Annotated in this window: 24 protein-coding genes; 14 read left to right on the top strand and 10 right to left on the bottom strand. The window is 58.5% G+C overall.

Annotated features, from left to right (window positions below; genetic code table 11):
- Positions 1 to 234 precede the first annotated feature (234 nt).
- Positions 235 to 2,331, bottom strand: coding sequence for a methionine--tRNA ligase (gene metG, locus KI614_RS02975; protein ID WP_226407764.1), 2,097 nt, complete (start codon positions 2,329 to 2,331; stop codon positions 235 to 237).
- A 164-nt stretch (positions 2,332 to 2,495) separates the two neighbouring features.
- Here metG and KI614_RS02980 point away from each other — a divergent pair, with 164 nt between their 5' ends.
- From KI614_RS02980 to KI614_RS03010, 7 genes are all read left to right on the top strand, one after another.
- Positions 2,496 to 3,182: a response regulator transcription factor gene (locus KI614_RS02980; RefSeq protein WP_226407766.1), complete on the top strand. Its 687-nt coding sequence runs from the start codon at positions 2,496 to 2,498 to the stop codon at positions 3,180 to 3,182.
- 79 nt (positions 3,183 to 3,261) lie between these two features.
- On the top strand, positions 3,262 to 4,353 hold the full coding sequence (apbC, locus tag KI614_RS02985) for an iron-sulfur cluster carrier protein ApbC (protein ID WP_226407768.1): 1,092 nt from the start codon (positions 3,262 to 3,264) through the stop codon (positions 4,351 to 4,353).
- A 77-nt stretch (positions 4,354 to 4,430) separates the two neighbouring features.
- Positions 4,431 to 4,997 carry a dCTP deaminase gene (gene dcd, locus KI614_RS02990; protein ID WP_226407771.1) on the top strand — a complete coding sequence of 189 codons (567 nt, stop codon included), beginning with the start codon at positions 4,431 to 4,433 and terminating at the stop codon, positions 4,995 to 4,997.
- Between the two features lie 71 nt (positions 4,998 to 5,068).
- Complete coding sequence (locus KI614_RS02995) at positions 5,069 to 7,300, top strand: arginine/lysine/ornithine decarboxylase (RefSeq protein WP_226407773.1); 2,232 nt, start codon at positions 5,069 to 5,071, stop codon at positions 7,298 to 7,300.
- A gap of 3 nt (positions 7,301 to 7,303) precedes the next feature.
- Positions 7,304 to 8,065: a FecR domain-containing protein gene (locus KI614_RS03000; protein WP_226407775.1), complete on the top strand. Its 762-nt coding sequence runs from the start codon at positions 7,304 to 7,306 to the stop codon at positions 8,063 to 8,065.
- A gap of 30 nt (positions 8,066 to 8,095) precedes the next feature.
- Positions 8,096 to 9,412, top strand: a complete 1,317-nt coding sequence (locus tag KI614_RS03005) for a tetratricopeptide repeat protein (RefSeq protein WP_226407777.1) — start codon at positions 8,096 to 8,098, stop codon at positions 9,410 to 9,412.
- Between the two features lie 17 nt (positions 9,413 to 9,429).
- A complete protein-coding gene (locus KI614_RS03010) occupies positions 9,430 to 10,746 on the top strand; it encodes a FecR domain-containing protein (RefSeq protein WP_226407778.1) in 1,317 nt (438 codons plus the stop codon).
- A gap of 51 nt (positions 10,747 to 10,797) precedes the next feature.
- On the opposite strand, the gene KI614_RS03015 is transcribed toward KI614_RS03010, so the two are convergent.
- Genes KI614_RS03015 through KI614_RS03025 form a run of 3 tightly spaced genes read right to left on the bottom strand, consistent with a single transcriptional unit; the run spans position 10,798 to position 13,683 of the window.
- On the bottom strand, positions 10,798 to 11,286 hold the full coding sequence (locus KI614_RS03015) for a dihydrofolate reductase (protein ID WP_226407779.1): 489 nt from the start codon (positions 11,284 to 11,286) through the stop codon (positions 10,798 to 10,800).
- 5 nt (positions 11,287 to 11,291) lie between these two features.
- Positions 11,292 to 12,887, bottom strand: coding sequence for a glucose-6-phosphate isomerase (pgi, locus tag KI614_RS03020; protein WP_226407780.1), 1,596 nt, complete (start codon positions 12,885 to 12,887; stop codon positions 11,292 to 11,294).
- A gap of 1 nt (position 12,888) precedes the next feature.
- Positions 12,889 to 13,683: a thymidylate synthase gene (locus KI614_RS03025; RefSeq protein ID WP_226407781.1), complete on the bottom strand. Its 795-nt coding sequence runs from the start codon at positions 13,681 to 13,683 to the stop codon at positions 12,889 to 12,891.
- Positions 13,684 to 13,809: 126 nt separating this feature from the next.
- Between KI614_RS03025 and KI614_RS03030 the strand changes: the two genes are divergently transcribed.
- A complete protein-coding gene (locus KI614_RS03030; RefSeq protein ID WP_226407782.1) occupies positions 13,810 to 15,339 on the top strand; it encodes a hypothetical protein in 1,530 nt (509 codons plus the stop codon).
- 15 nt (positions 15,340 to 15,354) lie between these two features.
- On the opposite strand, the gene mog is transcribed toward KI614_RS03030, so the two are convergent.
- On the bottom strand, positions 15,355 to 15,942 hold the full coding sequence (gene mog, locus KI614_RS03035; RefSeq protein ID WP_226407783.1) for a molybdopterin adenylyltransferase: 588 nt from the start codon (positions 15,940 to 15,942) through the stop codon (positions 15,355 to 15,357).
- Positions 15,932 to 16,456, bottom strand: coding sequence for a ribosome biogenesis factor YjgA (yjgA, locus tag KI614_RS03040; RefSeq protein ID WP_226407784.1), 525 nt, complete (start codon positions 16,454 to 16,456; stop codon positions 15,932 to 15,934). Before yjgA ends, mog begins: the two co-directional genes overlap by 11 nt.
- Positions 16,457 to 16,517: 61 nt before the next feature.
- On the opposite strand from yjgA, the gene pmbA reads away from it, so the two are divergent.
- Positions 16,518 to 17,861, top strand: coding sequence for a metalloprotease PmbA (gene pmbA, locus KI614_RS03045; RefSeq protein ID WP_226407785.1), 1,344 nt, complete (start codon positions 16,518 to 16,520; stop codon positions 17,859 to 17,861).
- Between the two features lie 96 nt (positions 17,862 to 17,957).
- Positions 17,958 to 19,046 (top strand): TRAP transporter substrate-binding protein, encoded by a 1,089-nt coding sequence (locus KI614_RS03050; RefSeq protein WP_226407786.1) that lies wholly within the window; start codon positions 17,958 to 17,960, stop codon positions 19,044 to 19,046.
- Between the two features lie 99 nt (positions 19,047 to 19,145).
- On the opposite strand, the gene KI614_RS03055 is transcribed toward KI614_RS03050, so the two are convergent.
- From KI614_RS03055 to KI614_RS03065, 3 genes are all read right to left on the bottom strand, one after another.
- Positions 19,146 to 19,616, bottom strand: coding sequence for a Dps family protein (locus KI614_RS03055; protein ID WP_226407788.1), 471 nt, complete (start codon positions 19,614 to 19,616; stop codon positions 19,146 to 19,148).
- 218 nt (positions 19,617 to 19,834) lie between these two features.
- The gene (locus KI614_RS03060; protein WP_226409216.1) at positions 19,835 to 21,328 is read right to left on the bottom strand and encodes a TRAP transporter large permease; all 1,494 of its coding nucleotides are present in this window, start codon (positions 21,326 to 21,328) and stop codon (positions 19,835 to 19,837) included.
- Entirely contained in the window at positions 21,325 to 21,918 is a 594-nt protein-coding gene (locus KI614_RS03065) for a TRAP transporter small permease subunit (RefSeq protein WP_226407790.1), read from the bottom strand. The genes KI614_RS03060 and KI614_RS03065 overlap by 4 nt, the downstream gene beginning before the upstream one ends.
- Positions 21,919 to 22,020: 102 nt before the next feature.
- Between KI614_RS03065 and KI614_RS03070 the strand changes: the two genes are divergently transcribed.
- From KI614_RS03070 to ribD, 4 genes are read left to right on the top strand one after another with little or no spacing between them, the layout of a single operon-like run.
- Entirely contained in the window at positions 22,021 to 22,677 is a 657-nt protein-coding gene (locus KI614_RS03070; RefSeq protein WP_226407792.1) for a histidine phosphatase family protein, read from the top strand.
- A gap of 39 nt (positions 22,678 to 22,716) precedes the next feature.
- The gene (glyA, locus tag KI614_RS03075) at positions 22,717 to 23,967 is read left to right on the top strand and encodes a serine hydroxymethyltransferase (protein ID WP_226407793.1); all 1,251 of its coding nucleotides are present in this window, start codon (positions 22,717 to 22,719) and stop codon (positions 23,965 to 23,967) included.
- A 6-nt stretch (positions 23,968 to 23,973) separates the two neighbouring features.
- Positions 23,974 to 24,438, top strand: coding sequence for a transcriptional regulator NrdR (gene nrdR / locus KI614_RS03080; protein ID WP_203468657.1), 465 nt, complete (start codon positions 23,974 to 23,976; stop codon positions 24,436 to 24,438).
- Complete coding sequence (gene ribD / locus KI614_RS03085; RefSeq protein WP_226407794.1) at positions 24,435 to 25,523, top strand: bifunctional diaminohydroxyphosphoribosylaminopyrimidine deaminase/5-amino-6-(5-phosphoribosylamino)uracil reductase RibD; 1,089 nt, start codon at positions 24,435 to 24,437, stop codon at positions 25,521 to 25,523. Before nrdR ends, ribD begins: the two co-directional genes overlap by 4 nt.
- On the opposite strand, the gene KI614_RS03090 is transcribed toward ribD, so the two are convergent.
- The gene (locus KI614_RS03090; RefSeq protein ID WP_226407795.1) at positions 25,438 to 26,265 is read right to left on the bottom strand and encodes a HesA/MoeB/ThiF family protein; all 828 of its coding nucleotides are present in this window, start codon (positions 26,263 to 26,265) and stop codon (positions 25,438 to 25,440) included. The genes ribD and KI614_RS03090 overlap by 86 nt on opposite strands.
- Positions 26,266 to 26,298 lie beyond the last annotated feature (33 nt).

Genomic DNA, 26,298 nt, shown 5'->3' on the forward strand with positions numbered 1-26,298 from the left:
ATTTAGCTCAAAGTTCTGGCAGGGTAAGAAAAAGCCTTGTGGAACGGCTACTTAGCCACTTAACCCCGGTTTCATTCACAGACTTATCCACAGATTTTGTGGATAGTTCAAAAAGCCTGAAACGGGGATGTGTATTGGCTGTGTAACTTAATGTAATACATGAGGTTTGCTGCCATTTTGTTGCGGCGCAATAAAAAACGGCCTGCAGTGCAGGCCGTTGCGGTTGGCATGGATTTATTTGACTCGCATGCCGGGCTGGGCGCCGCTGTCAGGCGACAGCAGGAAGATTCCCGGCGTTTCTCCGGCCGGGTCTGAGGCGGCCATGACCATGCCTTCCGACAGGCCGAATTTCATCTTGCGTGGGGCCAGGTTGGCGACCATAACGGTCAGCCGGCCGATCAGCGTGGCCGGATCGTAGGCCGACTTGATGCCGGCAAATACCTGGCGCGGTTTCTCTTCGCCGATGTCGAGCGTCAGGCGGATCAGCTTGTCGGCGCCATCGACATGTTCGGCGTTGGCGATCAGGGCGATGCGCAGGTCGATCTTCATGAAGTCGTCGATGTTGCACAGGCCGCTCTCGGGCACTTCGGCAACCTTGGCGGCCGGTTTCTCGGCAGGCTTGGCCGCCGCCTTGGCCGGTGCTGCTTCGGCGGCGGGGGCGAGAGATTCCTTGTTGGCGGCGATCAGTTTTTCGATCTGCTTCGGATCGACCCGGGTCATCAGGTGTTCGTAGGCGTTGATGCCGTGGCCGGCTGCGAGCAGGCTTCCGGTGTCGTTCCAGGTCAATGGCGCAATGTTGAGGAAGGCTTCGACTTTGCCGGCGATGATCGGCAGGATGGGCTTGAGCAGCACGGTGAGCAGGCGGAACAGGTTGAGTGCATTGCTGCAGGCCGCATGCAGTTCAACTTCCTTGCCTTCCTGCTTGGCCAGTTCCCATGGCTTGACGCTATCGACGTACTGGTTGGCGCCGTCGGTCAGCGCCATGATTTCACGCATCGCCTTGCCGAACTCACGTGCTTCGTACAGCTCGGCAATCCGGCTTGCTGCTTCCTGGATGGCCTTGATCGCCGGCAATGTTGCATCGGCCGGAGCGAGCTGGCCATTGAAGCGCTTGGTAATGAAACCAGCCGAGCGGCTGGCAATATTGACGAACTTGCCAACCAGGTCGGAATTGACGCGGGCGCAGAAGTCTTCGAGATTGAGGTCGATGTCTTCCATGCTGGCCGACAGCTTGGCCGCATAGTAGTAACGCAGCCACTCCGGGTTGAGGCCGGTGTCGAGATAGCTCTGGGCGGTGATGAAAGTGCCGCGCGATTTCGACATTTTGGCGCCGTCGACCGTGAGAAAGCCGTGCGCGAAGATCTTGGTCGGCGTGCGGTAGCCGGCATGCGCCAGTTCGGCCGGCCAGAACAGTGCGTGGAAGTAGAGAATGTCCTTGCCGATGAAGTGGTAGAGCTCGGTGGTCGAGTCTGGCTTGAAGTATTCGTTGAAATCGAGCCCGTTCTTGCCGCACAGGTTCTTGAACGAACCCATGTAGCCGATCGGGGCGTCGAGCCAGACATAGAAGTACTTGCCCGGCGCGTCCGGAATTTCGAAACCGAAATAGGGCGCGTCACGCGAAATGTCCCAGTCGGTCAGCTTGTTTTCGCCCGGTGCGCCCAGCCATTCCTGCATTTTGTTGGCCGCTTCGCTTTGCAGCACGCCGTTGTCGCGGCTGGTGTACTGGCGCAGGAAAGCTTCACAGCGCGGATCGGAAAGCTTGAAGAAATAATGTTCCGAGGTGCGCAGTTCCGGCTTGGCGCCGGAAACGGCGGAGAACGGTTCGATCAGGTCGGTCGGTGCGTAAGCGGCGCCGCAGACTTCACAGTTGTCGCCGTACTGGTCCTTGGCGTGGCACTTCGGGCATTCGCCCTTGATGAAGCGGTCAGGCAGGAACATCGACTTGACCGGGTCGTAATACTGTTCGATGGTCCGCGTTTCGATCAGGCCGGCATCGCGCAGGCGACCGTAGATGGTGTTGGCGCACTCGCGGGTTTCATCGGAGTGGGTGCTGTAGTAATTGTCGAAGCCGACATGGAAGCCGGTGAAGTCGCGGAAATGCTCGCCATGCACGCGGGCGATCAGTTGCTCCGGGGTGATGCCTTCCTTCTCGGCGCGCAGCATGATCGGCGTGCCGTGGGTGTCGTCGGCGCAGACGTACCAGCATTCGTTGCCGCTCATTTTCTGGTAGCGCACCCAGATGTCGGTCTGAATGTATTCGACTAGGTGGCCGAGGTGGATGGCGCCGTTGGCGTAGGGCAGGGCAGAGGTAACGAGAATCTTGCGCGACATCGCAGTGGCCAAATTTGAAAATAAAACGCAATTTTACCGCGAGCGGAAGCGCTTCGTCGTTTGTGTGCACAAGTTGATGAGTGTGTGGGCTTTGTAAAATAGACAAAGGTTGTATTGCCGGATTGGGGCGAAGGCGCGAGAATCCGCCCAAATAAGGAGTCAATATGCTATTCGCAGTCGTGGAAGACAGTCGCAGCCAGTCTGAAGTCATCAAGGCCCTGCTCAAAAGCGAGGGGTATCAGGTCGAAGTGTTTGCCGAAGGCCGCGCTTGTATCGAGGCGCTGAAAACCCGTACCTTCGACTTTTTCATCATTGACTGGACTCTGCCGGACATCGGTGGCGACGAGGTGCTCCGGCACGTACGCGAAGTGTGTGGCTGGGATGTTCCTGTCCTCTTCTGTACCGCTCGTGCCGAGGAAGAGAATGCCGCGGATATTCTGCGTCTGGGGGCCGATGACTTCATTCCCAAGCCGATTCGCTACATGGAGTTCATGGCGCGCATCGAAGTTCTGCTGCGGCGGCGCCAGCATGTTCGCCCGCGAGCAATGCGTTTCGGCAACATCGAGGTCGATCTCGATGGGCGACGGATTCGTCTGGCTGGCCTCGATATCGATCTGACCCAGCGCGAGTTCGACCTCGCCGTGATCTTTCTGCGCAACGTCGGCCGGGTCTTGCCGCGTGAAGAATTGCTGGCCAGCGTCTGGGTCAAGGAAACCGAAGTCGATACGCGAACGGTCGATACGCACGCCAGCCGCTTGCGCAAGAAGCTCGGACTGGCGGGTGAAAGTGGCTTGATGCTGACCTCAGTGTACGGTCAGGGGTATCGCCTGGATACGGTTCAGCCGAACTGATTCCGCTTTTCCGGTTTGGGGTATACTGTACAAAATTGCTCAGGTATTCCTGTGCAGCCCAACCCCAACCGGAGTATCCATGAGTCTCTCAGAACAGCAGATCAAAACGGCCCTCACTGCTGCGGTCGACCCCAATACAGGCAAGGATTTCGTCGCCGGCAAGGCGGTGAAGAACATCAAGTTCGATGGTGATGATGTTGCCTTCGATATCGAGCTTGCTTATCCGGCAAAAACCCAGATCGATGCTATCCGCAAGCAGGTGATTGCTGCCGTGCGTGCGGTGCCCGGGGTGGGCAATGTTTCGGCCAATGTTTATTCCAAGATTGTTGCTCATTCGGTGCAACTGGGCGTCAAGCTGCTGCCCGGCGTGAAGAACATCATCGCCGTGGCTTCCGGCAAGGGCGGCGTCGGCAAGAGCACGACTGCGGTTAACCTGGCCCTGGCGCTGGCCCAGGAAGGCGCCTCGGTCGGCATTCTCGATGCCGATATCTACGGCCCGTCGCAGCCGCAAATGCTCGGTCTGGCCGGGCAGCAGCCCGAATCCAAGGATGGGCAGAGCATGGAGCCGCTCGAAGCTTATGGCGTACAGGCCATGTCGATCGGCTTCATGGTCGATGTCGAAACTCCGATGGTTTGGCGTGGTCCGATGGTCGCCCAGGCGCTCGACCAGTTGCTCGGCCAGACCAACTGGCGCGATGTCGATTATCTGATCGTCGATATGCCGCCGGGTACTGGCGACATCCAGTTGTCGCTGTCGCAAAAAGTCCCGTTGACCGGCGCAGTCGTGGTGACCACACCGCAGGATATTGCCCTGATCGATGCTCGCAAGGGGCTGAAAATGTTCGAGAAGGTCAATGTGCCGATCCTCGGTATCGTTGAAAACATGAGCATTCACATTTGTTCGAACTGCGGTCACGAAGAGCATATCTTCGGCACCGGCGGCGGCCAGAAGATGTGCCAGGATTACGACGTCGAGTTTCTCGGCAGCCTGCCGCTTGAGCTGGCCATTCGCGAGATGGCCGATAGCGGCAAGCCGACCGTGGTCGGGGCGCCCGATTCCCGCGCTGCCGAGATTTATCGCGGCATTGCCCGCCGTGTCGCGGTCAAGGTGGGCGAGAAGGCCAAGGACATGACCTCCAAGTTCCCGAACATCGTTGTGCAGAACACCTGAGCCCAAGTTTTTGCCAAAACCCCACACAAAGGCGGGTAAAATCCCGCCTTTATTTTTGTCGACCGCAGCAGGGAAAAATGGCTATCAAATCAGACAAGTGGATTCGCCGTATGGCGGCAGAGCACGGCATGATCGAGCCGTTCGAACCGGAACTGGTCCGCGAGGCGAATGGCGAGAAAATCGTCTCCTACGGGACTTCGAGCTACGGTTACGACATTCGCTGTGCACGCGAATTCAAGGTGTTTACCAACATCAATTCGACGGTGGTGGATCCGAAAAATTTCGATCCGAAATCCTTTGTCGAAATCGAGTCCGACGTCTGCATCATTCCGCCCAATTCCTTTGCGCTGGCCCGCACCATGGAGTACTTCCGCATTCCGCGTTCAGTGTTGACCGTCTGTCTCGGCAAATCGACCTATGCCCGCTGCGGCATCATCGTCAATGTGACGCCGTTCGAGCCGGAATGGGAAGGTTACGTGACGCTGGAATTTTCCAATACCACCCCGTTGCCGGCCAAGATCTACGCTGGCGAAGGTTGCGCCCAGGTCCTGTTCTTCGAGTCCGACGAAGTTTGTGAAACGTCGTACAAGGATCGCGGTGGCAAATACCAGGGGCAGGTCGGCGTGACGCTCCCCAAGATCTGACGCAAGACTGAAACAAAACTGTCTTATTCTGTGACCCGCTGCGGCGGGTCGCCGCTTTTCAAGGATCCAACATGCGCTTCCACTTCCCCGTCATCATCATCGACGAAGATTTTCGCTCGGAGAACACCTCTGGCCTGGGTATCCGGGCGCTCGCCGAAGCCATCGAGAAAGAAGGCCTGGAAGTGCTGGGGGTCACCAGCTACGGCGACCTGACCTCGTTCGCCCAGCAGCAATCGCGGGCCAGTGCCTTTGTTTTGTCGATCGACGATGAAGAGCTGGCATTGGAGCCGGAAGAAACGATGGCCGAACTGCGTGCCTTTGTTTCTGAAATCCGCAACCGCAACGCCGAGATTCCGATCTTCCTGCATGGCGAGACGCGGACCTCGCGTCATATCCCGAACGACGTGTTGCGCGAATTGCATGGTTTCATCCACATGTTCGAGGACACGCCGGAATTCATCGCCCGCAACATCAAGCGCGAAGCCAAGGCCTATCTCGATTCCCTGCCGCCACCCTTCTTCCGTGCGCTGACCCACTATGCCGCAGACGGTTCGTATTCCTGGCACTGCCCCGGCCATTCGGGTGGCGTCGCCTTTTTGAAGAGCCCGGTCGGTCAGATGTTCCACCAGTTCTTCGGTGAAAACATGCTGCGTGCCGACGTCTGCAATGCCGTCGAAGAACTGGGTCAACTGCTCGATCACACCGGCCCGGTTGCCGCTTCCGAGCGCAACGCGGCACGCATTTTCAATGCCGATCATCTTTATTTCGTGACCAACGGTACGTCGACGTCGAACAAGATCGTCTGGCACTCGACGGTGGCGCCCGGTGATATCGTGGTGGTCGACCGCAACTGTCACAAGTCCATTCTGCACGCCATCATGATGACTGGCGCAATCCCGGTCTTCCTGATGCCGACGCGCAACAACTTCGGCATCATCGGGCCAATCCCGAAGAGCGAGTTTGCCTGGGAAAGCATCCAGAAGAAGATTGCCGCCAATCCCTTCATTGCCGACAAGACGGCCAAGCCGCGCGTGTTGACGATTACGCAATCGACCTACGACGGCATTCTCTACAACGTCGAGGACATCAAGGAAGAGCTGGACGGCAAGATCGACACCCTGCATTTTGACGAAGCCTGGTTGCCGCACGCTGCTTTCCATGATTTCTATGGCGATTACCACGCCATCGGTGCCGATCGGCCGCGCTGCAAGGAGTCGATGGTCTTCTCGACGCAATCAACCCACAAGCTGCTGGCCGGCTTGTCGCAGGCCTCACAAATTCTTGTCCAGGATTGTGAGAACCGCAAGCTTGACCGCGATCTGTTCAACGAGGCTTACTTGATGCACACCTCGACCTCGCCGCAATACTCGATCATCGCGTCCTGCGATGTGGCTGCCGCGATGATGGAAGCACCGGGCGGTACCGCGCTGGTCGAAGAGTCGATCACCGAGGCGCTCGATTTTCGCCGCGCGATGCGCAAGGTGGATGAAGAGTGGGGCGCCGACTGGTGGTTCAAGGTCTGGGGGCCGGACGACCTGTCCGAAGAAGGTATCGAAGAGCGTGACGCCTGGATGCTCAAGCCGGGTGAACGCTGGCACGGTTTCAACAACCTGGCCGACGGCTTCAACATGCTCGACCCGATCAAGGCGACGATCATCACCCCGGGCCTCGACGTCGATGGCGACTTCGCCGACGAATTCGGCATTCCCGCCGCCATCGTTACCAAGTACCTGGCCGAGCACGGTGTGATCGTCGAGAAGTGCGGCCTGTACAGCTTCTTCATCATGTTTACCATCGGCATCACCAAGGGCCGCTGGAATTCGCTGGTTACCGCACTGCAGCAGTTCAAGGATGATTACGACAAGAATCAGCCACTGTGGCGCGCTCTGCCCGAGTTCGTGCAGAAAAATCCGCGTTATGAGCGTGTCGGTCTGCGCGAGTTGTGCACCCAGATTCACAGTGTCTACAAGCAAAACGACGTCGCCCGTCTAACGACCGAAATGTATCTTTCGGACATGGTGCCGGCGATGCGTCCGGCCGATGCCTTTGCCAAGATGGCGCACCGGGAAATCGAGCGTGTCCCGGTCGACGAGCTTGAAGGCCGTGTAACGGCAGTCTTGCTGACGCCTTACCCGCCGGGTATTCCCTTGCTTATTCCGGGGGAACGGTTTAACAAGACAATCTGTAGCTATCTGAAGTTTGCCCGTGAATTCAATGCTGCCTTCCCCGGCTTCGAGACGGATGTCCATGGCTTGGTCAAGGGTGGCGATGGCCGTTACTACGTTGATTGTGTGAGGCAATAAACCATGCCGGATATGGCGAAACGCTGGAGCTGTCTATGGGCGCTGCTGCTTTTGCTATGGCCGGCACTTGCCTTGGCTGAAATTGCTGCCAAGGTGGTTTTTGCCACCGGTTCGCCGGTAGTCGTCGCGGTAAACGGTGTTTCTCGGCCGTTGCTGCGCGGTGGCGACCTGTTCCCCGGCGACTCGATCAATACGGCGGATGGGCGGGTCCAGCTGCGCTTTTCGGATGGAGCGAGCATGTCGCTGCAGCCCGGTACCCAGTTCAGGATTGATGCATTTGACTTCGTCGACCGTGGCAACCGGGCCACCCCCGGTGATGGTGTGGTGATGACCCTGATCAAAGGGGCGTTGCGCACCGTAACCGGCTTGCTTGGCAAAGAGGATTACAACCAGTACAAGGTTGGTACGACGGTGGCGACCATCGGCGTGCGTGGGACCGAATATGGGGCAACTTTTGACGGTACAGGGTTGTCGGTTACCACCTATGCCGGACTGGTTGAAGTGTGTAGTGACATGGCTTGCCAGCAGATCGCTCCAGGCCAGACCGTCTGGGTTTACGATCGTGGCGAGCGTCCGCAGATGCAGCCGCGTTCGCTCGGTATCCAGGGGGGAGAACTGCAGCCGGATTTGCCTCAGCCCCCCACAAATGTTGGCTTGCCCGTACAATTGCCAGCAGCGTCAACGCCGGCGTCGAATTTGCCAACGAACACAGCCAGTCCGATGTCGGTGAACCAGGGGCCCAGTACGAGTCCGAGTGGCAGGTAAAAAATCAAGGCTTGAGAGGGAAGGCCGCCCATGCACTTCAAGAAAACCATCTGTCTTGCCAGTCTGCTGATGCTGGCGTTCCAGCCGGCCGCGCACGCCGATACATTGACCGATCAGGCCAGAGAGTTACTTGAACGCGGCAAATCGGCCCAGGCGTTTGCCTTGCTGGATACGCAGGAAAGCACGCGGGCGGGGGAGCCGCTGTTTGACTTCCTGCTCGGCCTGGCAGCACTTGATGTTGGCCAGAATACGCGAGCGGTGTTTGCGCTGGAGCGTGTTTTGGCGATGGATCCGAATCACGTCAGAGCGCGTGCCGAGATTGCCCGTGCCTATCTGGCTTTGGGGGAGGCAGACACGGCTCGCAAGGAGTTCGAAACTGTCCAGAAGCAAGGCGTGCCGGCCGACGTTTCGCTGACGCTGGAGCGCTATATCGCGGCAGCCAGAAATGTTCAGGATCAATCGAAGGTATCGGCCAATGGCTATCTGGAACTGACCCTGGGTTACGACACCAATCTCAATCTCGGGCCAAACAAGAGCACGGTAGTGATTCCGGGCATCAGTTCTGCCCCGGCAACGCTTTCCAAGGACAGCAAGGCCAACAAGGATAATTTTGGCCAGCTGGGCGCCGGGGCGAATGTACGCATTCCCGTTTCAAGGCAAGTGGCTGTTCTTGCCGGCGTCTCAGGTACCGAGCGGTTCAATGGTCACACCGATCAGTTCGATCTCGGCAACGCCGACGCCAATCTGGGCGCAGTGCTGACCGATGGCAAGAGTGTCTATACGTTGATGGGGCAGTCCAGCCATCTTGTCGTCGACAAGGACCGCTATCGCATGGCGACCGGCCTGACCGGCCAGTGGCAGTACAACCATGATTCGCGCAATCAGTTCAGCCTGTACACCCAGTACAGCGATTTGCATTATTTGACGCAGGATGTCCGGGATGCGGACCGCTGGGTCGGTGGCGCAGCCTATGCGCATCTCTGGCGCGACAATGCGGTCGGGTATGCCAGTGTTTATCTCGTTCGGGAAAGCCCGCAGACCGCGCACGTCGAGTTTCTCGGCTTCAATGGTCTGGGTGTGCGTTTCGGTGCACGGGCCAATGTCACTCAAAAGACCATTGCTTTCGGGAATTTTTCTTTTGAGCAGCGCCGCCATGTCGCGGTCGACCCTGCATTCCTGACCAAAAGGCGCGATGAGCAATATGCTTTGCTGCTTGGCGCCAGCTACGCTTTTGAAAAGGACTGGACAATCACGCCTCAGCTTTCGTTGAGCCTGAATGAGTCGAATACAGCCCTTAACGACTATCACCGTGAAATGGTCTCAGTGGCCATCCGCCGTGAATTCTGACCGCAGGAGCCCGCGTGATGACCGTTTCCAATACTTTCAATAATTCATCAAAACTCCTGTTGTTGCTCGTTGCAGCCTTTCCTCTCACCGGACTGGCCGCTGCCAGTCTCGACTTCGTCATTGGTGATGTCCAGGCCGTCAGTGCGGCAGGCGGTACACGTTCGCTGGGTAAAGGCGGGCGAATCGTTGCCGGCGATACCGTGCGGGTCGGTGATGGTCGCGCCCAATTGCGTTTTGACGACGGTGCGATGGTTTCCCTGCAGCCGAATACGGATTTCCGGATTGACGACTACCAGTTCAGCGGTCAGCAGGATGGCAAGGAGCGCGGCTTTTTCAGCCTGCTGAGGGGCGGGCTGCGCACGCTGACCGGGCTGGTTGGCAAGGTTAACAAGGGTAACTACAAAGTCACAACCTCGGTCGCAACCATAGGCATACGCGGGACCGAATATACCCTCACCTATCTTGATTCGGAGACCGTTGTCATCGCGACAGGAGAGGGGGCTATTGAGGTCTGTAATGGCTCAGGTTGCACGGTATTGGTCAGTGGTGACTCAGCGGTCGTCGAAGGGCCAAAGGCCGCTCCGAAGCGCGTCGATTTCCGGCCTCAACTGCGGCCGGCGCAGCCTGGCGAGCAATTGCTGCCCCAGTTTTCGAGCAGTGAATTTCGCAACCAGGATGGTAGTCTGTTGCTGAATGGGAATCAACTGACTTCAGGGGCCGGTTATGCGCTTGCCTGGGCCCATGGGGTAAATGGAGGGTTGGCTCCAAATGCTTCTACGGTATTTGGCAGTTCGAGCCAGTTGATTGTGGCAAGCAATTCGAACGGCACGTTTTATGGTCAGACGCTAGGAGAGTCTGCTTCGGCGGATGGAGTGATTGGCTGGGGCCGCTGGGCTACGGGAACTTCTGTTGTAGTGCCGCCGGCTTCTGGCGGTGGACCATTGGCCAACTTCCATTATGTGGTTGGTCGCGAAACAGCGCTGAGTCAGCTGTCCGCTTTGAGCGGCATTACCGCAACTTATCAGCTGATCGGCTATACAACACCGACTGCCTCGACGGGCTCTTCGACTGGCCCGGTCACAGGGACGCTGACAGCCTCTTTTGGTGCTGCGACCATGAATGTTTCCATGGCTTTGCAAGTGCCTTACTCTAACGTTAACTATGCCATTAATGCTTCTACCGGCACGGTGCCGGTGTCGTCAACGTTCACGTGGGCCAGTGGTTCTACCGGCGCAGGGTTCTTCTCCGGTCCCAACGCCTCGCATGCGGGGGCTTCGTACAATAACTACGTTGGTGGCAACAACATATCGGGTACAGCAGCCTTCAAGCGCTGAGTAGCGCAAGCATCAGAAAAAATCCGCGGAGGTGCAGGCCCCGCGGATTTTTTAATGCGAGTTACGGAGGTAGGTGACGAAACGTCCGGCGGCGTTGGTCATGGGGCGTTGTGCTGACTCCTGCCAGCCTTGCTGGGAAAATTCGGGAAACCATGCATCTCCGGCGGGTTCCAGATCTACTTCGGTCAGTTCGAGGCGGTCTGCGAAACTCATGGCCTGGCGATAGATTTCTCCGCCGCCAATGACAAACGCTTTGCTGTCCGCTGCGCACAATGCCAGGCCTGCTTCCAGCGAACCTGCCAGTTCGGCACCAGTGGCTGGGTAGTCCGCCTGGCGACTGATGACAATATTCCTGCGGCTGGGCAGTGGTCTGAAACGCTCGGGCAGCGACTCCCAGGTTTTACGTCCCATGATGACCGTATGGCCGGCCGTCAATGCCTTGAAATGAGACATGTCTTCCGGGATGTGCCAGAGCAGCTGGTTGTCGCGGCCGATGACACGATTCTTGGCAACGGCCGCGATGATGATGATTTCTGACATGGTTTTCAGTTTCTGAACTGGCGTAGATGGTGGATCAGTCCGCGCGTCGAGCTGTCCAGTGCTTCGCTGCTGGCTTCGCCCTTGATGCACGGGGCAAGCCGGCCAGCCAGTTGCTTGCCGAGTTCAACGCCCCACTGGTCGAAGGAATTCAGGTTCCACAGGACACCGAGGCAGAAGACCTTGTGCTCATAGAGTGCAATCAGCTGGCCGAGGCTGAACGGGGTCAGTTCGGGCAGGATGATCGTCGTTGATGGCTGGTTGCCGGGGAAGCTGCGATAGGGCAGCAGGGCATCCGGAATGCCGGCGGAACGTGCTTCGGCTTCGGTCTGGCCGAAGGCCAGGGCCGACGATTGGGCCAGGCAGTTGGCGAGCAGGCCGCTGTGATGGCCGGGGAGTGCAAAGTCGGATTGCCCCAGCGCAATGAAGTCACTGGCAACCAGCGCACCGCCCTGATGCAGCAGCTGGAAAAAGGAGTGTTGTCCGTTGGTTCCGGCCGCGCCCCACAAAATCGGGTTGGTGGCGATGTCGACCGTGCGACCCTGACGATCGGCACGCTTGCCGTTGCTCTCCATCTCCAGTTGCTGCAAATGGGCGGGTAGCAGCGCCAGGGAGTGGCTATACGGGAAGACACCGTGGCTGTGCGCGTTCAGGAAGTTGGTGTTCCAGGCGGCGAGCAGGGCAAGGGTCAGTGGCAGGTTGCTCTCGGCCGGGGAGGTAAAGAAATGCGTGTCGATGTCGTGGGCGCCTGCCAGCAGACGTTCGAAATTACGATAACCGATCGCCAGTGCAATCGGGAGGCCGATTGCCGACCAGAGCGAGAAGCGGCCGCCGACCCAGTCGCGGAATTCGAAGACATTGGCCGGGGCAATACCGAATTCGCAGGTTGCGGTCAGGTTGCTCGATGCCGCGGCAAAATGCTGCGCAACGGCTCGTTCATCATTGGCGGCGGCCAATAGCCAGTGGCGGGCCGTGCGTGCGTTGGTGATGGTTTCCAGCGTGGTAAATGTCTTGCTGGCAACAATAAACAAGGTGCTGCGTGGATTAAGGCGTGAGAGTGTCGTGGCCAGGTCTGCGCCATCCAGATTGGAGACGAAGTGCACATTCAGGTCGGGATGCTGGCTGCCAGCCAGTGCCTGGACCGCCATGCGCGGCCCGAGGTCGGACCCGCCGATGCCGATGTTGACGATATTGGTGATCCGCTCGCCGGAGTAGCCACGCCATTGGCCGGTATGAATCTGTTCGCAGAATGCAGCCATCCGGGCGAGCACGTCTTTGACTTCGTCCGGCGCATCATTGCCGGCACGCAAGGCGGTGTGCAGGACTGCCCGGTTTTCGGTATGGTTGATTGCTTCGCCAGCCTGCATTCGCTTCATCCAGCCCTCGATGTCAGACTGCTCTGCCAGGTTACGCAGCAGTTGAAGGGTGGTGCCGGTGACGCGTTGCTTGGAAAAGTCGACCAGTAGCGAGCCGTGGCTTAGCGACAGGTCGTCAAAGCGTTGCGGGTTGGAGGCAAACAAATCCCGCAAGTGGCGATCCTTGATCGCCTCGGCATGGCGGGTCAGCGCTCGCCATGCCGTACTGTCGATCAGGCGCGTATCCATATCAGACGGCAACCGGCGCAGGAATGTGCGGATGCGGATCGTATCCGTCGAGGCGGAAATCCTCGAAACGGAAGGCGAACAGATCCTTGATCTCCGGATTGATCCACAGTTTTGGCAAGGGGCGGAGAGGGCGGGAAAGCTGCAATCTGGCTTGCTCGAAGTGGTTCGAGTAAATGTGGGCATCACCAAAGGTGTGAATGAACTCACCCGGCTGATAACCGCAAACCTGGGCCAGCATCACGGTCAACAGTGCGTAAGAGGCAATATTGAACGGGACGCCAAGAAAGATATCGGCGCTGCGCTGATAAAGCTGGCACGACAATTTTCCATCGGCGACGTAAAACTGGAACAGGCAATGGCAAGGCGGTAGCGCCATGTTGTCGACGTCGCCCGGATTCCAAGCGGAAACGATGTGGCGGCGTGAGTCGGGATTATTTTTCAAACTGTCGACCAATTGGCTGAGTTGGTCGATCAGCCGTCCGTCCGGGCATTCCCAGCGGCGCCACTGTTTGCCGTATACCGGCCCCAGATCGCCGTTTTCATCGGCCCATTCGTCCCAGATGCGGACGCCGTTTTCCTGCAGGTAGCGGATGTTGGTATCGCCCTGAATGAACCACAGCAGTTCGTGGATGATCGACTTCAGGTGTAGTTTTTTGGTGGTAACCACCGGAAAACCATCGGCAAGGTTGAAGCGCATTTGCCAGCCAAAAACCGAGCGTGTGCCGGTGCCGGTCCGGTCGGATTTGTCATTGCCGTTTTCCAGCACGTGGCGCATCAGGTCAAGGTAAGGCTGCATGGTATTTTGATCAGCTAAAAAATGAAATTGGTATTTTTTGATGTAGGATTTTACATCCCGCATCCATTATCGAACAGTTCGTTATTGCACTGTCGCTGCGATCGGCGGGTTATAGAGGAGAGGGGAATGCTGGAGAAACTAGGGGTGCTGCGCGGTGTTTTTTCACCGAAGGACATCCATCCCTTGCTTGATGCACGCGAGTTACGCAAGACAATCAACGAGTTGCCCAAGGATAACGCGTTTCGTGCGCTTGACGAGATTGTTGGCTGGCTTGAGTCCTTGCAGACGGTGCATGAGTTTTCTGCCGAGCGTCTGTTCGAGGCGGCACGACAGCTGGATGAGGCGGCGCAACCGCATCTCAAACGACTGACCCGAGAGTATTTGCACAATATTCGCCTGGCGCGGGCGGACGAGCGCCGTCTTTGGTCGATCAATCGCGCTTTCTGGGCCTTGTTAGCCGAAGCTTATGAGCGCTGCCTGGCGGCTGTGCAGGAAAAGGGGCGCGGTGCAGATGCGCTGAAAGGCGAGCTTGCCGAGCTGTGTGCTCGCAACATCGTTGCCTTGGGCGGTTTGTTGAAATGGGATGCGTTTCATTATGGGCCGCCCAGCCCCGGGCTCTGGCGACGCATCGGGCAGCCTTTGCTGCTCGCCGAGCAACAGGGCGTGGCCAATCAGGCTGTTTCCGGCTTGGGCACGCCACGGGCGGAGTATCTCCGGGTCATGGTTTTTCAGATTGCCTCGATGGATAGCCTTTTGCCGCTTGAGATTGATCTGGCCGAGCATCTGATTGCGTATTTCCTCTCGGGCTTCAGTTTTGCCGCCGAGGTCATGGAAGACAGTGTCTATTGGGTTGACCTGGCCCTGGATCATGCGCCGCAACGCCTGTTCTGGATGCCCGAGGAGGCCGTGCACTCCCAGCGTTTCTACAAGCCGGGAACAAGTCATGTGGCGCTTATCGATTTGCTGGAAGACCTGGAGCGTGGCGGGGATATTCCGGCGGCGCTCAATCTAGGCGGCCAGTACTACGCTCGTACCTTGCTTCCCGTCTTGCGTCACCTTTCCTTGCATCTGGCCCCTGTGCCGCCTCAGCGTCAACACGATCGGCATCAGGTCAAGCACCGGATGGCGGTATTGAGTGGGCTGGCGAATGCTTTTGCGGTTTTTCCAGGCGAGTCTGCCGGGCGGACGACCGGGCTGCCGGTCGAAAGCTGGGTGGTCGAGAACGTGAGTCGGGGGGGCTTTGGTGCCGTGTTGAACAACATTCCCGGTGAGTGGATCAAGGTCGGGGCGTTACTCGCCATGCAGCCGCAAGGGGGTGACAATTGGGTGCTGGGCGTGATTCGGCGTTACTTCCGGGAAGCCGAGCACGAAGCGCGCATCGGCATTCAGGTCTTGGCGCATCAGGCGGCGGCGGTCGAACTGAAGCCGCGAATGGCATCGAGTTACGCTGCGTTGTCGGGCGAACCCGGTTTGCTGATCGAGGGAATCAATCTGGCCGGAGAGGTGCGGCTGGTGCGTGCCCCGGCATCGTTCGACATGAATGAGTCTCTCGAATACAGCCGGGGTGGCAAACGTATCAGGTTGATGCCGATTGCCCTGGTCGAGCAAACGGCAGACTACGAACTGGCTCGCTATCGTATCAGCGAGGTCGGGTAAGCCTGCCGTACGGCTTTAGCGGGGGCGGATGGCGGATTTTGGCCGAAAGGCCTTGATCACAGCTTCGTTGGTTTCGGCGTAGGGGCCGCCAATCAGGTCGATGCAGTAGGGGACTGCCGCAAAAATGCCGAGGTGCGTGCATTCGCCTGCGCTATTGCGGACGCCTTCCAGTGTTTCCCTGATCGATTTCGGTTGGCCCGGCAAGTTGATGATCAAGGCTTGCTTGCGAATGACGGCAACCTGCCGCGACAGAATGGCCGTCGGGACGAAATTCAGGCTGATCCGGCGCATTTCCTCGCTAAAGCCGGGCATTTCCTTGTCGGCGACTGCCAGGGTGGCTTCTGGGGTGACATCGCGCAGAGCCGGGCCGGTCCCGCCGGTGGTCAGGATCAGGTGGCAGTTGCTGCGGTCGACCAGCTCGATCAGGGTGTTTTCGATGCTTGGCTGGTCGTCGGCAATCAGGCGGGTTTCCGCCCGCCACGGGGTCGTCAGGGCGCTGGCTAGCCACTCCTGCAAGGCTGGAATACCCTTGTCTTCATAAACGCCGGTCGATGCCCGGTCGCTGATCGAAACCAGGCCGATGACGAGTTCTTCACTCTTCAATCTTCGGTGCTCCGTTTTTGTCGAGGTCCTGCAGGATCTGGAAAATAGCCCGGAAATTTTTCGGCGGCTTGTTCTGTTCCTGCTCCTTGAGCGCATTGCGACGCAGCTGGCGGAGTTGCTGAAGGTCGACGCCGGGCCAGGTTGTGGCGATCTCGTTAAGCACGGTTTCATCTTCGAGCAGGCGAACACGCATGCGTTCGAGGCGGTGCAGGCGGGCGTTTTCAGCCATCGACTCGCCACGCAGCAGAGCCAGTCCGGCACGAATGGGTTCTTCGTCGGCGTTGCGCATCAGCTTGCCGAGGTATTGCATTTGCCGGCGACGTGCGCCGTGGGCCGTGATTTTCTGGCACTCGCGGACAGCGTCGTAAATGTTTTCTTCCAGCTTGATGCGCTTGAGCTGACCCACGGTCAGCTCGACCAGCTCTGCGCCAAGGTCCTGAAGCGCGTGCATCGCTTCCTTCTTCTTGGTTTTGGAAGGGCGGCCGGTACTCTCTGTAAAATCTTCGTCGTGCATGTCAAAAGCCGTTTGCTTGGGGCTGCTATGATAGCGGCTTTCCTCCCCGGACGCCGTTTTCATGCCTGAAGTCGCACGCTTTTCTTATCCCTTTGCCACCTTGCAGCAACTGGCCGAGGATGTGCTCAAACATGCAGGTACAAAAGGGGCCACGGCCTGCGAGGTTGATGTTTCCGAGGGCTTCGGGCAGTCGGTCGGCGTGCGTTGCGACGAGGTTGAAACCATTGAGTTCAATCGCGACAAGGGCATCGGCATCACGGTTTATTCCGGCCAGCGCAAGGGATACGCCAGCACCTCCGATTTTTCGGCGCAGGCGTTGCGCGAAACGGTCGAGGCGGCGCTGAACATCGCCCGCTTTACGGCCGAAGATGACTGCGCCGGCCTGGCTGATGCGGCCTTGATGGCCAAGGATTCTCCTGATCTGGATTTGTATCATCCCTGGGCGTTGACCGTGGAAGACGCTATTGAGATGGCCCGCCGTTGTGAGCAGGCCGCCTTTGACAGCAGCCCGCAGGTCAGTAACTCCGAGGGCGCTTCGGTGTCTACGCAGCAAGCTCATTTTGTATCCGCCAACAGCCTTGGTTTCATGGGCGGTTATCCCACCTCGCGGCATTACATTTCCTGTTCGGTGATCGCCGGGGAGCAGGATGCGATGCAGCGTGACGACTGGTATACCACTCGCCGCTGCGCCGATGAGCTGGAAGACCCCGCACTGGTGGGGCGCATGGCTGCCGAGCGTGCAGTGGCCCGACTGGGTGGGCGCAAGGTTAAAACCGGTGAGTTTCCTGTGTTGTTCGAGGCGCCTCTGGCCGCCGGCCTGCTGGGCAGCCTGGTTCATGCCGTGAGTGGGGGCGCCTTGTATCGCAAGGCTTCTTTCCTGCTGGATCATCTTGGCAAGCGTGTCATGCCGGAGTTTGTCCAGATCAGTGAGCGTCCGCACATCAAGCGTGGCCTGGGGTCTTCGGCCTTCGACAGTGACGGCGTGGCAACGCGTGATCGAGATGTGGTGACGGACGGTATTTTGCAGGCCTATTTCCTGAGTACCTACACGGCGCGCAAGCTGGGGATGCAGACGACCGCCAATGCTGGCGGCAGCCACAACCTGATGATCAAGCCGGGCGATCTCGATTTTACCGCCCTGCTGGCCAAAATGGATCGGGGGCTGCTGGTGACGGAGCTGCTCGGTCACGGCGTGAACTATGTCACCGGGGATTATTCCCGCGGTGCGGCGGGCTATTGGGTGGAAAACGGGAAAATCGCCTATCCGGTCGAGGAGATCACGATTGCCGGAAATCTCAAGGCCATGCTGGCCGGTATCGTTGCGGTTGGGAACGATGTGCAGGTTCGTGGCTCAAAGCAGACGGGTTCAATTCTTCTGGACCGAATGATCGTGGCTGGCGAATGATTTTCTAAGGGTTTTCCACCACTCGTCAAACCTATTCCTTTAGTTAGAATAAAGCTGTAACCCGCCTGACGTGCCCAACTACTTGGAGGAGACAATATGCAACGTCGTGATTTCCTGAAAAAAGCATCTATCGGTGCTGCTGCTGGTGCTGCCGCTACGGTTGCCGCCCCGGCGATCGCCCAATCCCTGCCGACCATCAAATGGCGTCTGACTTCCAGCTTCCCGAAGAGCCTGGATACCATTTTCGGTGGCGCTGAAGTTCTGGCCAACCGCCTGCGCGCGATGACCGGCGGCAAGTTCGATATTCGTGTTTTCCCGGGGGGTGAAATCGTTCCCGGCTTGCAGGCGCTGGATGCCGTGCAGCAGGGTACCGTCGAGTGCTGCCACACCTGTTCTTACTACTACGTTGGCAAGGACAAGGCTTTCGGTTTCGGCACCTCGATTCCGTTCGGCATGAATGCCCGCCAGATGAATGCCTGGGTCTACTACGGCGGCGGTGACAAGCTGCTGAATGATTTTTACGCCAATTACAACGTCGTTCATTTCCCGGGTGGCAATACGGGTACCCAGATGGGTGGCTGGTTCCGCAAGGAGCTGAAGAGCCTTGAAGACGTCAAGGGCCTGAAGATGCGTATCGCCGGTCTGGGCGGTAACGTTTTTGCTGCGCTTGGCGCCGTGCCGCAACAGATCGCCGGTGGCGACATCTATCCGGCACTGGAAAAAGGCACGATCGATGCGGCAGAGTGGGTTGGTCCGTACGACGACGAAAAGCTCGGCTTCTACAAGGTTGCCAAGCATTACTACTATCCGGGTTGGTGGGAACCGGGCCCGATGATCAACTTCTTCGTGAACAAGAAGGAATGGGACAAGCTGCCGAAGGAATACCAGGAAGCTTTCCAGGCGGCCGCTTATGAAGCCAACGTGACGATGATGGCCGAATACGACCACAAGAATCCGGCTGCGCTTTCCAAGCTGCTGCAAAACGGTGTCAAGCTTCAGGCTTACCCGAAGGACGTCATGGAAGCCGCCTACAAGGCTGCCCAGGAGCTCTATGCCGATGAAGCTGGCAAGAATCCTGCGTTCAAGAAGATTTACACCGAGTACGACAAGTATCGCAAAACGCAAAATGCCTGGTTCAGCGTTGCTGAAGCACGCATGGACTCGTTCCTGCAGTCGCACAAGTAAGTCGTTTGGTTGCGCAGTCCGGCTGCTTGCCGGTGCTGCGGTCAACAGTAAAAAACCCGCGAATTTCGCGGGTTTTTTTATGGGCCGGATTTGTTCGGCTTAAACGTCAAGCATGCTACGCAGCATCCATGCATTTTTTTCGTGGACTTGCATGCGCTGAGTCAGCAAGTCGGCCGTTGGCTCATCGCTGGCCTTGTCCACAATTGGCAGAATGCTGCGTGCGGTCTTGGTTACGGCTTCCTGTCCGGCAAGGAGTTGCTTGAGCATTTCGGTCGCATTGGGCACGCCTTCGCTTTCCTTGATGACCGTCAGTTTGGAAAACTCGCGATAGGTGCCGGGAGCGGGGAAGCCAAGCGCCCGAATGCGCTCGGCGATCAGGTCGAGGGCGTTCCACAGTTCGGTGTACTGGTCCATGAACATCACGTGCAAGGTGTTGAACATCGGGCCTGTCACATTCCAGTGGAAGTTATGTGTTTTGAGGTACAGCGTGTAAGAGTCGGCAAGAAGGTGGGACAGTCCTTCGGCGATTTTTTCACGATCTTTTTTGCTGATGCCGATATCCATGGTCATGATGCATGCTCCCTGTGGTGTGGGTTTGAAAGGCTCATCGTGGTTGATGAAGCAAACGCTACAGGGTTTTATTTTGCAGTGAATGTCGGGGCAGTGCCAATGCATTCTGTGCATCGCTTCGATTAATCTTTTTGCTTTTTTCTTGCCTCGACTGAATTCAGGGCAATAAAAAAGGCGGGGTCGAAACCCCGCCTTGGCCTTGTCGAAGAGGTGTTCGGTTATTTGTCGCTCTGCAGGTTATTGAGCAGGTTGGCGGCAGTGTTGTCTTCGCGTTCCTTGTCTTCTGCGTCGCTGCTGGCTTCATCCTGCTTCATCAGGCTGTCCAGATCGACGGCCGGCGGCGCGGTGCCGTCACGTTCCATCTGGGCTTGGGCCTTCTGGGCTTCGTCGCCATAGCTGACGATGTCCGGGAAGATGATGATGATTGCCACCATGATGATCTGGATGCAGACGAAGGGGATGGCGCCCCAGTAGATATCCGTCGTCTTGACCGAGGCCGGTGCCACCGAGCGCAGGTAGAACAGCGCGAAGCCGAACGGTGGGTGCATGAACGAGGTCTGCATGTTGACCGCGAGCAGGACGCCGAACCAGACCAGATCGATGCCCAGCTTGTCAGCGACCGGTGCAAGCAGCGGTACGATGATGAAGGACAGTTCGAAGAAGTCGAGGAAGAAGGCGAGCACGAAGACCAGGATGTTGACCACGATCAGGAAGCCCAACTGACCGCCCGGCAAGCCGAGCAGCAGGTGTTCAACCCAGAGGTCGCCATTCACGGCGCGGAAGATCAGGCCGAATACCGTCGAGCCGACCAGGATGAAGACCACGAACGAGGACAGCTTGCCGGTGGTTTCCATGGCCTGCTTGAGCAGCTTGAAGGTGATCCGCTTGCGGCCAAGAGCCAGGATCAGTGCGCCGGCTGCACCCATGGCGCCACCTTCGGTCGGCGTTGCGATGCCGAGGAAGATTGTGCCAAGTACCAGGAAGATCAGGACCAGCGGCGGAACCAGGGTGGTCAGCACGCGCAGCATCAGCTTGCCGCCGCGCAGGGTGCGTGCTTCCGGCGGCAGGGCCGGGCAGTGGCTGGGCTTGATGATGCTGAGCAGGGCCACATAGCCGACGTAGAGGCTGGTCAGGACAAGGCCTGGAACCATGGCGCCTTCGTACATGTCGCCAACCGACTTGCCGAGTTGGTCGGCCATGATGATCAGCACCAGTGATGGCGGGATGATCTGGGCCAATGTCCCGGAGGCAGCAATGACGCCTGCTGCCAGTCGCTTGTCGTAGCCGTAGCGCAGCATGATGGGCAGCGAGATCAGGCCCATCGAGATGACCGATGCGGCAACCACGCCGGTCGTTGCTGCGAGCAGTGCGCCGACGAAGATGACCGCGTAGGCCAGGCCGCCACGCATCGGGCCGAACAGCTGGCCGATGGTGTCGAGCAGGTCTTCGGCCATGCCGGAGCGTTCAAGAATCAGCCCCATGAAGGTGAAGAAGGGGATGGCGAGCAGCGTGTCGTTGGCCATGATGCCGAAGATGCGCTCGGGAAGTGCCTGGAAGATGGCCGGGGTGAGCAGGCCGACTTCCATGCCGATCAAGCCGAAGACGATGCCGTTGGCAGCCAGGGCAAATGCCACCGGGTAGCCGAAGAGCAGGAAAAGGACCAGGGAGCCGAACATCAGCGGCGCCATGTTGGCGATAATAAATTCCATTATTTGGCCTCCTTGGCTTTGGCGGCAGCGATGGCGGCAGCCAGTTCTTCTTCGGGCGTCGGACCCTTTTCCTTGTTGTTCGGGTCTTCGATCAGGCCTGCCAGGAAGGCGATGCGCTTGATCAGTTCGGACACCCCTTGCAGGGCCAGCAGGGCAAAGCCGATCGGCAGAAGGATCTTGACCGGCCAGCGCAGCAGGCCACCGGCATTGGCCGACATTTCATTGATCTTCATCGAGTCGGCAACTAGCGGGATCGACAGCCAGAGCACCAGAACAACCATCGGCAGCAGGAAGAAAATGGTGCCGATAATGTCGATTACAGCGAGACCGCGCGGCGAAAGTTTGCCCGAGAGTACGTCGATGCGAACGTGTTCGTTGCGTTGCAGGGTGTAGGGCGAGCAGAGCAGGAAGACAGCAGCAAACAGGTACCACTGGATTTCCAGCAAGCCGTTCGAACTGTAGTTGAAAGTGAAACGAATCACGGCATTGCTGGCGCTGATGATGGTCATCACCAGCACCAGCCAGAATGCACCTTTGCCGACGCGCTCGATGAGTCTGTCGATAAGCTGCGATAGCTTGAGCAGAAGGGTCACGAAAAGTCCTCCTCGGGTTGATAAAATGCCGGCTTCTGAAATGTCCGGGGTCAATGGAAAATCCCACTGACTGAAATTTACAACGAAGGGAGTCGTTGATCCATGGTGGAAATCCCTACAAATCAGCCTACCCGGATTTGTCTTGTCCGGCACGGCGAAACCGAGTGGAATGCCGAGCGACGGATTCAGGGGCAAATCGATATCGGCTTGAATCAAACCGGCATGCGCCAGGCGGAGGCCGCAGGGCGGTGGCTAGGCTCGGCCGGTATCTCCGCGCTTTATAGCAGCGACCTCAAGCGTGCGCGTACGACAGCGGAGGCGATCGGCGCACATCTGGGGCTTGTCCCGACGCTGCTGCCGGAAATGCGTGAGCGACGCTACGGTGTGTTCGAAGGTTTGACCTATGCCGAGGCGCAGGCACGATTCCCGGATGGCTATGCCGCGTTCGAAGGGCGTAACGCCGATTACAACTTCGAAAACGGGGAGAGTCTGCGCGAGATGTATGCCCGCGTCACCGGCAAGCTGGTCGAGATTGCTGCGGCGCATGTCGGGCAAGAAGTCGTCATCGTGTTGCATGGCGGCGTACTCGACATCATCAACCGATTTGTTCGGGGGCGAGGCTTGGACGTCCAGCGTGACTTTCTCATTCCGAACGCGGGTTTGAACTGGATTGCCACGGTCGACGGCCATTGGCACATCGAAACCTGGGGCGAAACCGGGCATCTTGAAGCCGGTGCCCTTGATGAACTCCCGTCGTGATAAAATTCCTGCCCTTTTCAATGGCTTGAGGCAATCCCCATGTTTTCCGCGAAAGATACCCTCGCAAAAGTTGATTCCGAACTCTGGCAGGCCGTCCAGGCAGAAGTCCAGCGCCAGGAAGACCACATCGAACTGATCGCGTCTGAAAACTACGTGAGCAAGGCCGTGATGGAAGCCCAAGGCTCCCAGCTGACCAACAAGTACGCCGAAGGCTATCCGGGTAAGCGCTACTACGGTGGCTGCGAGCACGTTGACGTCGCCGAGCAGATCGCCATCGATCGCATCAAGTCACTGTTCGGTGCCGATGCCGCCAATGTCCAGCCGAACTCCGGTTCGCAGGCCAACCAGGCCGTGCTGATGGCTTTCTGCAAGCCGGGCGACACGATCATGGGCATGAGCCTGGCCGAAGGCGGTCACCTGACCCACGGCATGCCGCTCAATATGTCCGGCAAGTGGTTCAACGTCGTTTCCTACGGCCTGAACGAAAAGGAAGAAATCGACTACGACAAGATGGAAGCGCTGGCCCGCGAGCACAAGCCGCGCCTGATCGTCGCTGGCGCCTCGGCTTACGCCCTGCGCATCGATTTCGAGCGTTTTGCCAAGATTGCCAAGGAAGTCGGCGCCATTTTCTGGGTCGACATGGCCCACTATGCCGGCTTGATCGCTGCTGGCTTCTACCCGAACCCGGTGCCGTTCGCCGATGTCGTCACCACCACCACCCACAAGACCCTGCGTGGTCCGCGCGGCGGCGTGGTGCTGATGAAGGCCGAGCATGAGAAAGCGATCAATTCCGCCATCTTCCCGGGCCTGCAAGGTGGTCCGCTGATGCACGTCATCGCAGCCAAGGCTGTTGCTTTCAAGGAAGCCGCTACGCCGGAGTTCAAGGATTACCAGGAACAGGTCATCAACAACGCCCGCGTCATGGCGCGTGTGTTGGGCGAAGAGCGCGGTCTGCGCATTGTTTCCGGTCGCACTGAAAGCCACGTTTTTCTGGTCGACCTGCGTTCCAAGAACATCACCGGCAAGGAAGCCGAAGCTGCGCTGGGTCGTGCCCACATCACGGTCAACAAGAACGGCATCCCGAACGATCCGCAGAAGCCGTTTGTTACCTCTGGTATCCGTATCGGTTCGCCGGCCATGACGACGCGTGGTTTCACCGAGATCGAAGCTGAGCAGATTGCTCACCTGATCGCCGACGTGCTCGATGCGCCGAACGATGAGGCGGTGGCAGCAACGGTTCGTGCCAAGGCGGCCGAGCTGTGCAAGCGCTTCCCGGTCTACGGGGCGTAAGCAGCCGTGAAATGCCCTTTCTGCGGTGCTGATGAAACGGCGGTCGCTGATACCCGTCTCAATGACGAAGGCGATCTCGTTCGTCGCCGCAGGAAGTGCAATGTTTGCGACAAACGCTTTACAACCTACGAGCGGGCGGAAATCCGCTTGCCGCAGGTGGTCAAGAAGAATGGTTCGCGCACAGAGTTCAGTCGCGACAAGCTGCGCGCCAGCCTGGAGCTGGCGTTGCGCAAGCGTCCGGTGTCGACCGATTCGGTTGATGCGGCGATTGCTGAAATCGAAGAAAAACTGCTGACGGCCGGTGAGCGTGAAATTACCTCGCAACAGGTCGGTGAATTGGTCATGCGCGAGCTGAAGAAGCTCGACAAGGTGGCTTATATTCGCTTTGCCTCGGTTTATCGCAACTTCGAAGACGTGGATGCCTTTTCCCGGGCTATCCGCGAAGTTTCTCCCAACGAAAAGAAAAAATGAGTTTTTCTGCCGTCGACCACGGCAACATGGCCCGTGCGCTCCAATTGGCCGAGCAGGGCTTGTGGACGACTTCGCCCAATCCGCGTGTTGGCTGCGTGCTGGTGCGCGATGGTCTGATTGTCGGTGAAGGCTGGCATCAAAAGGCCGGTGAGCCGCACGCCGAAGTGCATGCCTTGCGCGCCGCTGGCGACAAGGCGCGCGGTGCGACGGCCTATGTCACGCTTGAACCGTGCAGTCATTACGGGCGTACCCCGCCGTGCGCCGAGGCGCTGATCGCCGCGGGCGTGTCGCGCGTGGTGGCGGCGATGACCGATCCGAATCCGCTGGTTGCCGGCAAGGGCCTGGCCATGTTGCAGGCAGCAGGCATCGAAACGGCGAGCGGCCTGCTGGAAAACGAGGCGCGCGAACTCAATATCGGTTTTGTCTCGCGCATGACGCGTGGCCGGCCGTGGTTGCGCCTCAAGGCGGCGGCTAGTCTGGATGGCAAGACAGCGTTGAATAACGGCGTCAGCCAGTGGATTACCGGGCCGGAAGCGCGGCGTGACGGACATTGCTGGCGGGCCAGGGCATGTGCCATCCTGACGGGCATCGGTACGGTGCGCGATGACGATCCGCAACTCAATGTGCGAGAGGTGGCAACGACGCGTCAGCCCTTGCGGGTGATTGTTGATAGTCGTCTGGAAATATCGCTTGCGGCGCGTATTCTGCAAGGCGGCGCGGTGCTTGTGGCTGGCGCGGTCGATAATCCGGAAAAAGCAGCTTTGCTGCGGTCGACCGGGGCAGAAGTCGTGATTTTGCCCAATCCGGCAGGCAAGGTTGAGCTGAAGGCCTTGCTTGAAGAGCTGGGGCGACGCGGCATCAACGAGGTGCACGCCGAGGCGGGCTTCAAACTCAACGGGTCCCTGGTGCGCGAAGGCTTGGTCGATGAGCTGCTGCTTTACCTGGCGCCCTGTCTGATTGGCGATGCAGCCAGCGGCCTGTTCAACTTGCCGGAATTGACTAGCCTGAGCGGCAAACGCTTGCTGCAGGTGCGCGATCTGCGTCAGCTTGGCGAAGATATTCGCCTGATCGCACGTTTCCGCTAGGGCCGCAAACAGCGCAGGCGGCATCCTGCTTGAACTTGATGGTGCGCCATTCCATATCCAGTGCGTCGAGCAGCAGCAAGCGACCGCCTAGCGTCTGGCCGATGCCGGCTGCCAGTTTGAGTGCTTCGGCAGCCTGCATGGTGCCGATGATCCCGGTGAGCGGCGCAAAGACTCCCATGATGGCGCAGCGGGTTTCGTCAACATCTTCCCCTTCCGGGAAGAGGCAGTGATAACACGGTGCATCGTCACTTCTCAGGTCGTAGACGCTGATCTGCCCGTCAAAACGGATGGCAGCACCTGAAACAAGTGGTTTCCTGTGGTGTACGCAGGCGCGATTGATCGCGTGGCGTGTGGCGAAATTGTCGGTGCAGTCGAGCACGATGTCAGCCTTGGCCACAAGGTTGTCCAGATCGCTGCCTGACAGACGCTGCTTGAGGGGAACGATCTCGATCTCGGGATTGATTGCCGTCAGCGCCTCTTGTCCAGAGCGTACTTTGTCGGTGCCGACACGGGCCTGGGTGTGCATGATCTGCCGTTGCAGGTTGGTGAAATCAACCGTGTCGTCATCAACCAGAGTGATTTTTCCAATCCCGGCAGAGGCGAGATAAAGGGCGGCGGGTGAGCCTAAGCCGCCAGCGCCGATGATCAGGACGTGGCTGGCAAGAATACGGGCTTGTCCATCTATGCCGATGGCATCAAGCAGGATGTGGCGGCTGTAGCGGAGAAGTTGGTTGTCGTTCATTCGTGCTTGCGTGAAGGGGCTTTCCACCTGCCG

This window comes from Dechloromonas denitrificans, from assembly GCF_020510665.1.
Classification (GTDB): domain Bacteria; phylum Pseudomonadota; class Gammaproteobacteria; order Burkholderiales; family Rhodocyclaceae; genus Azonexus; species Azonexus denitrificans_B.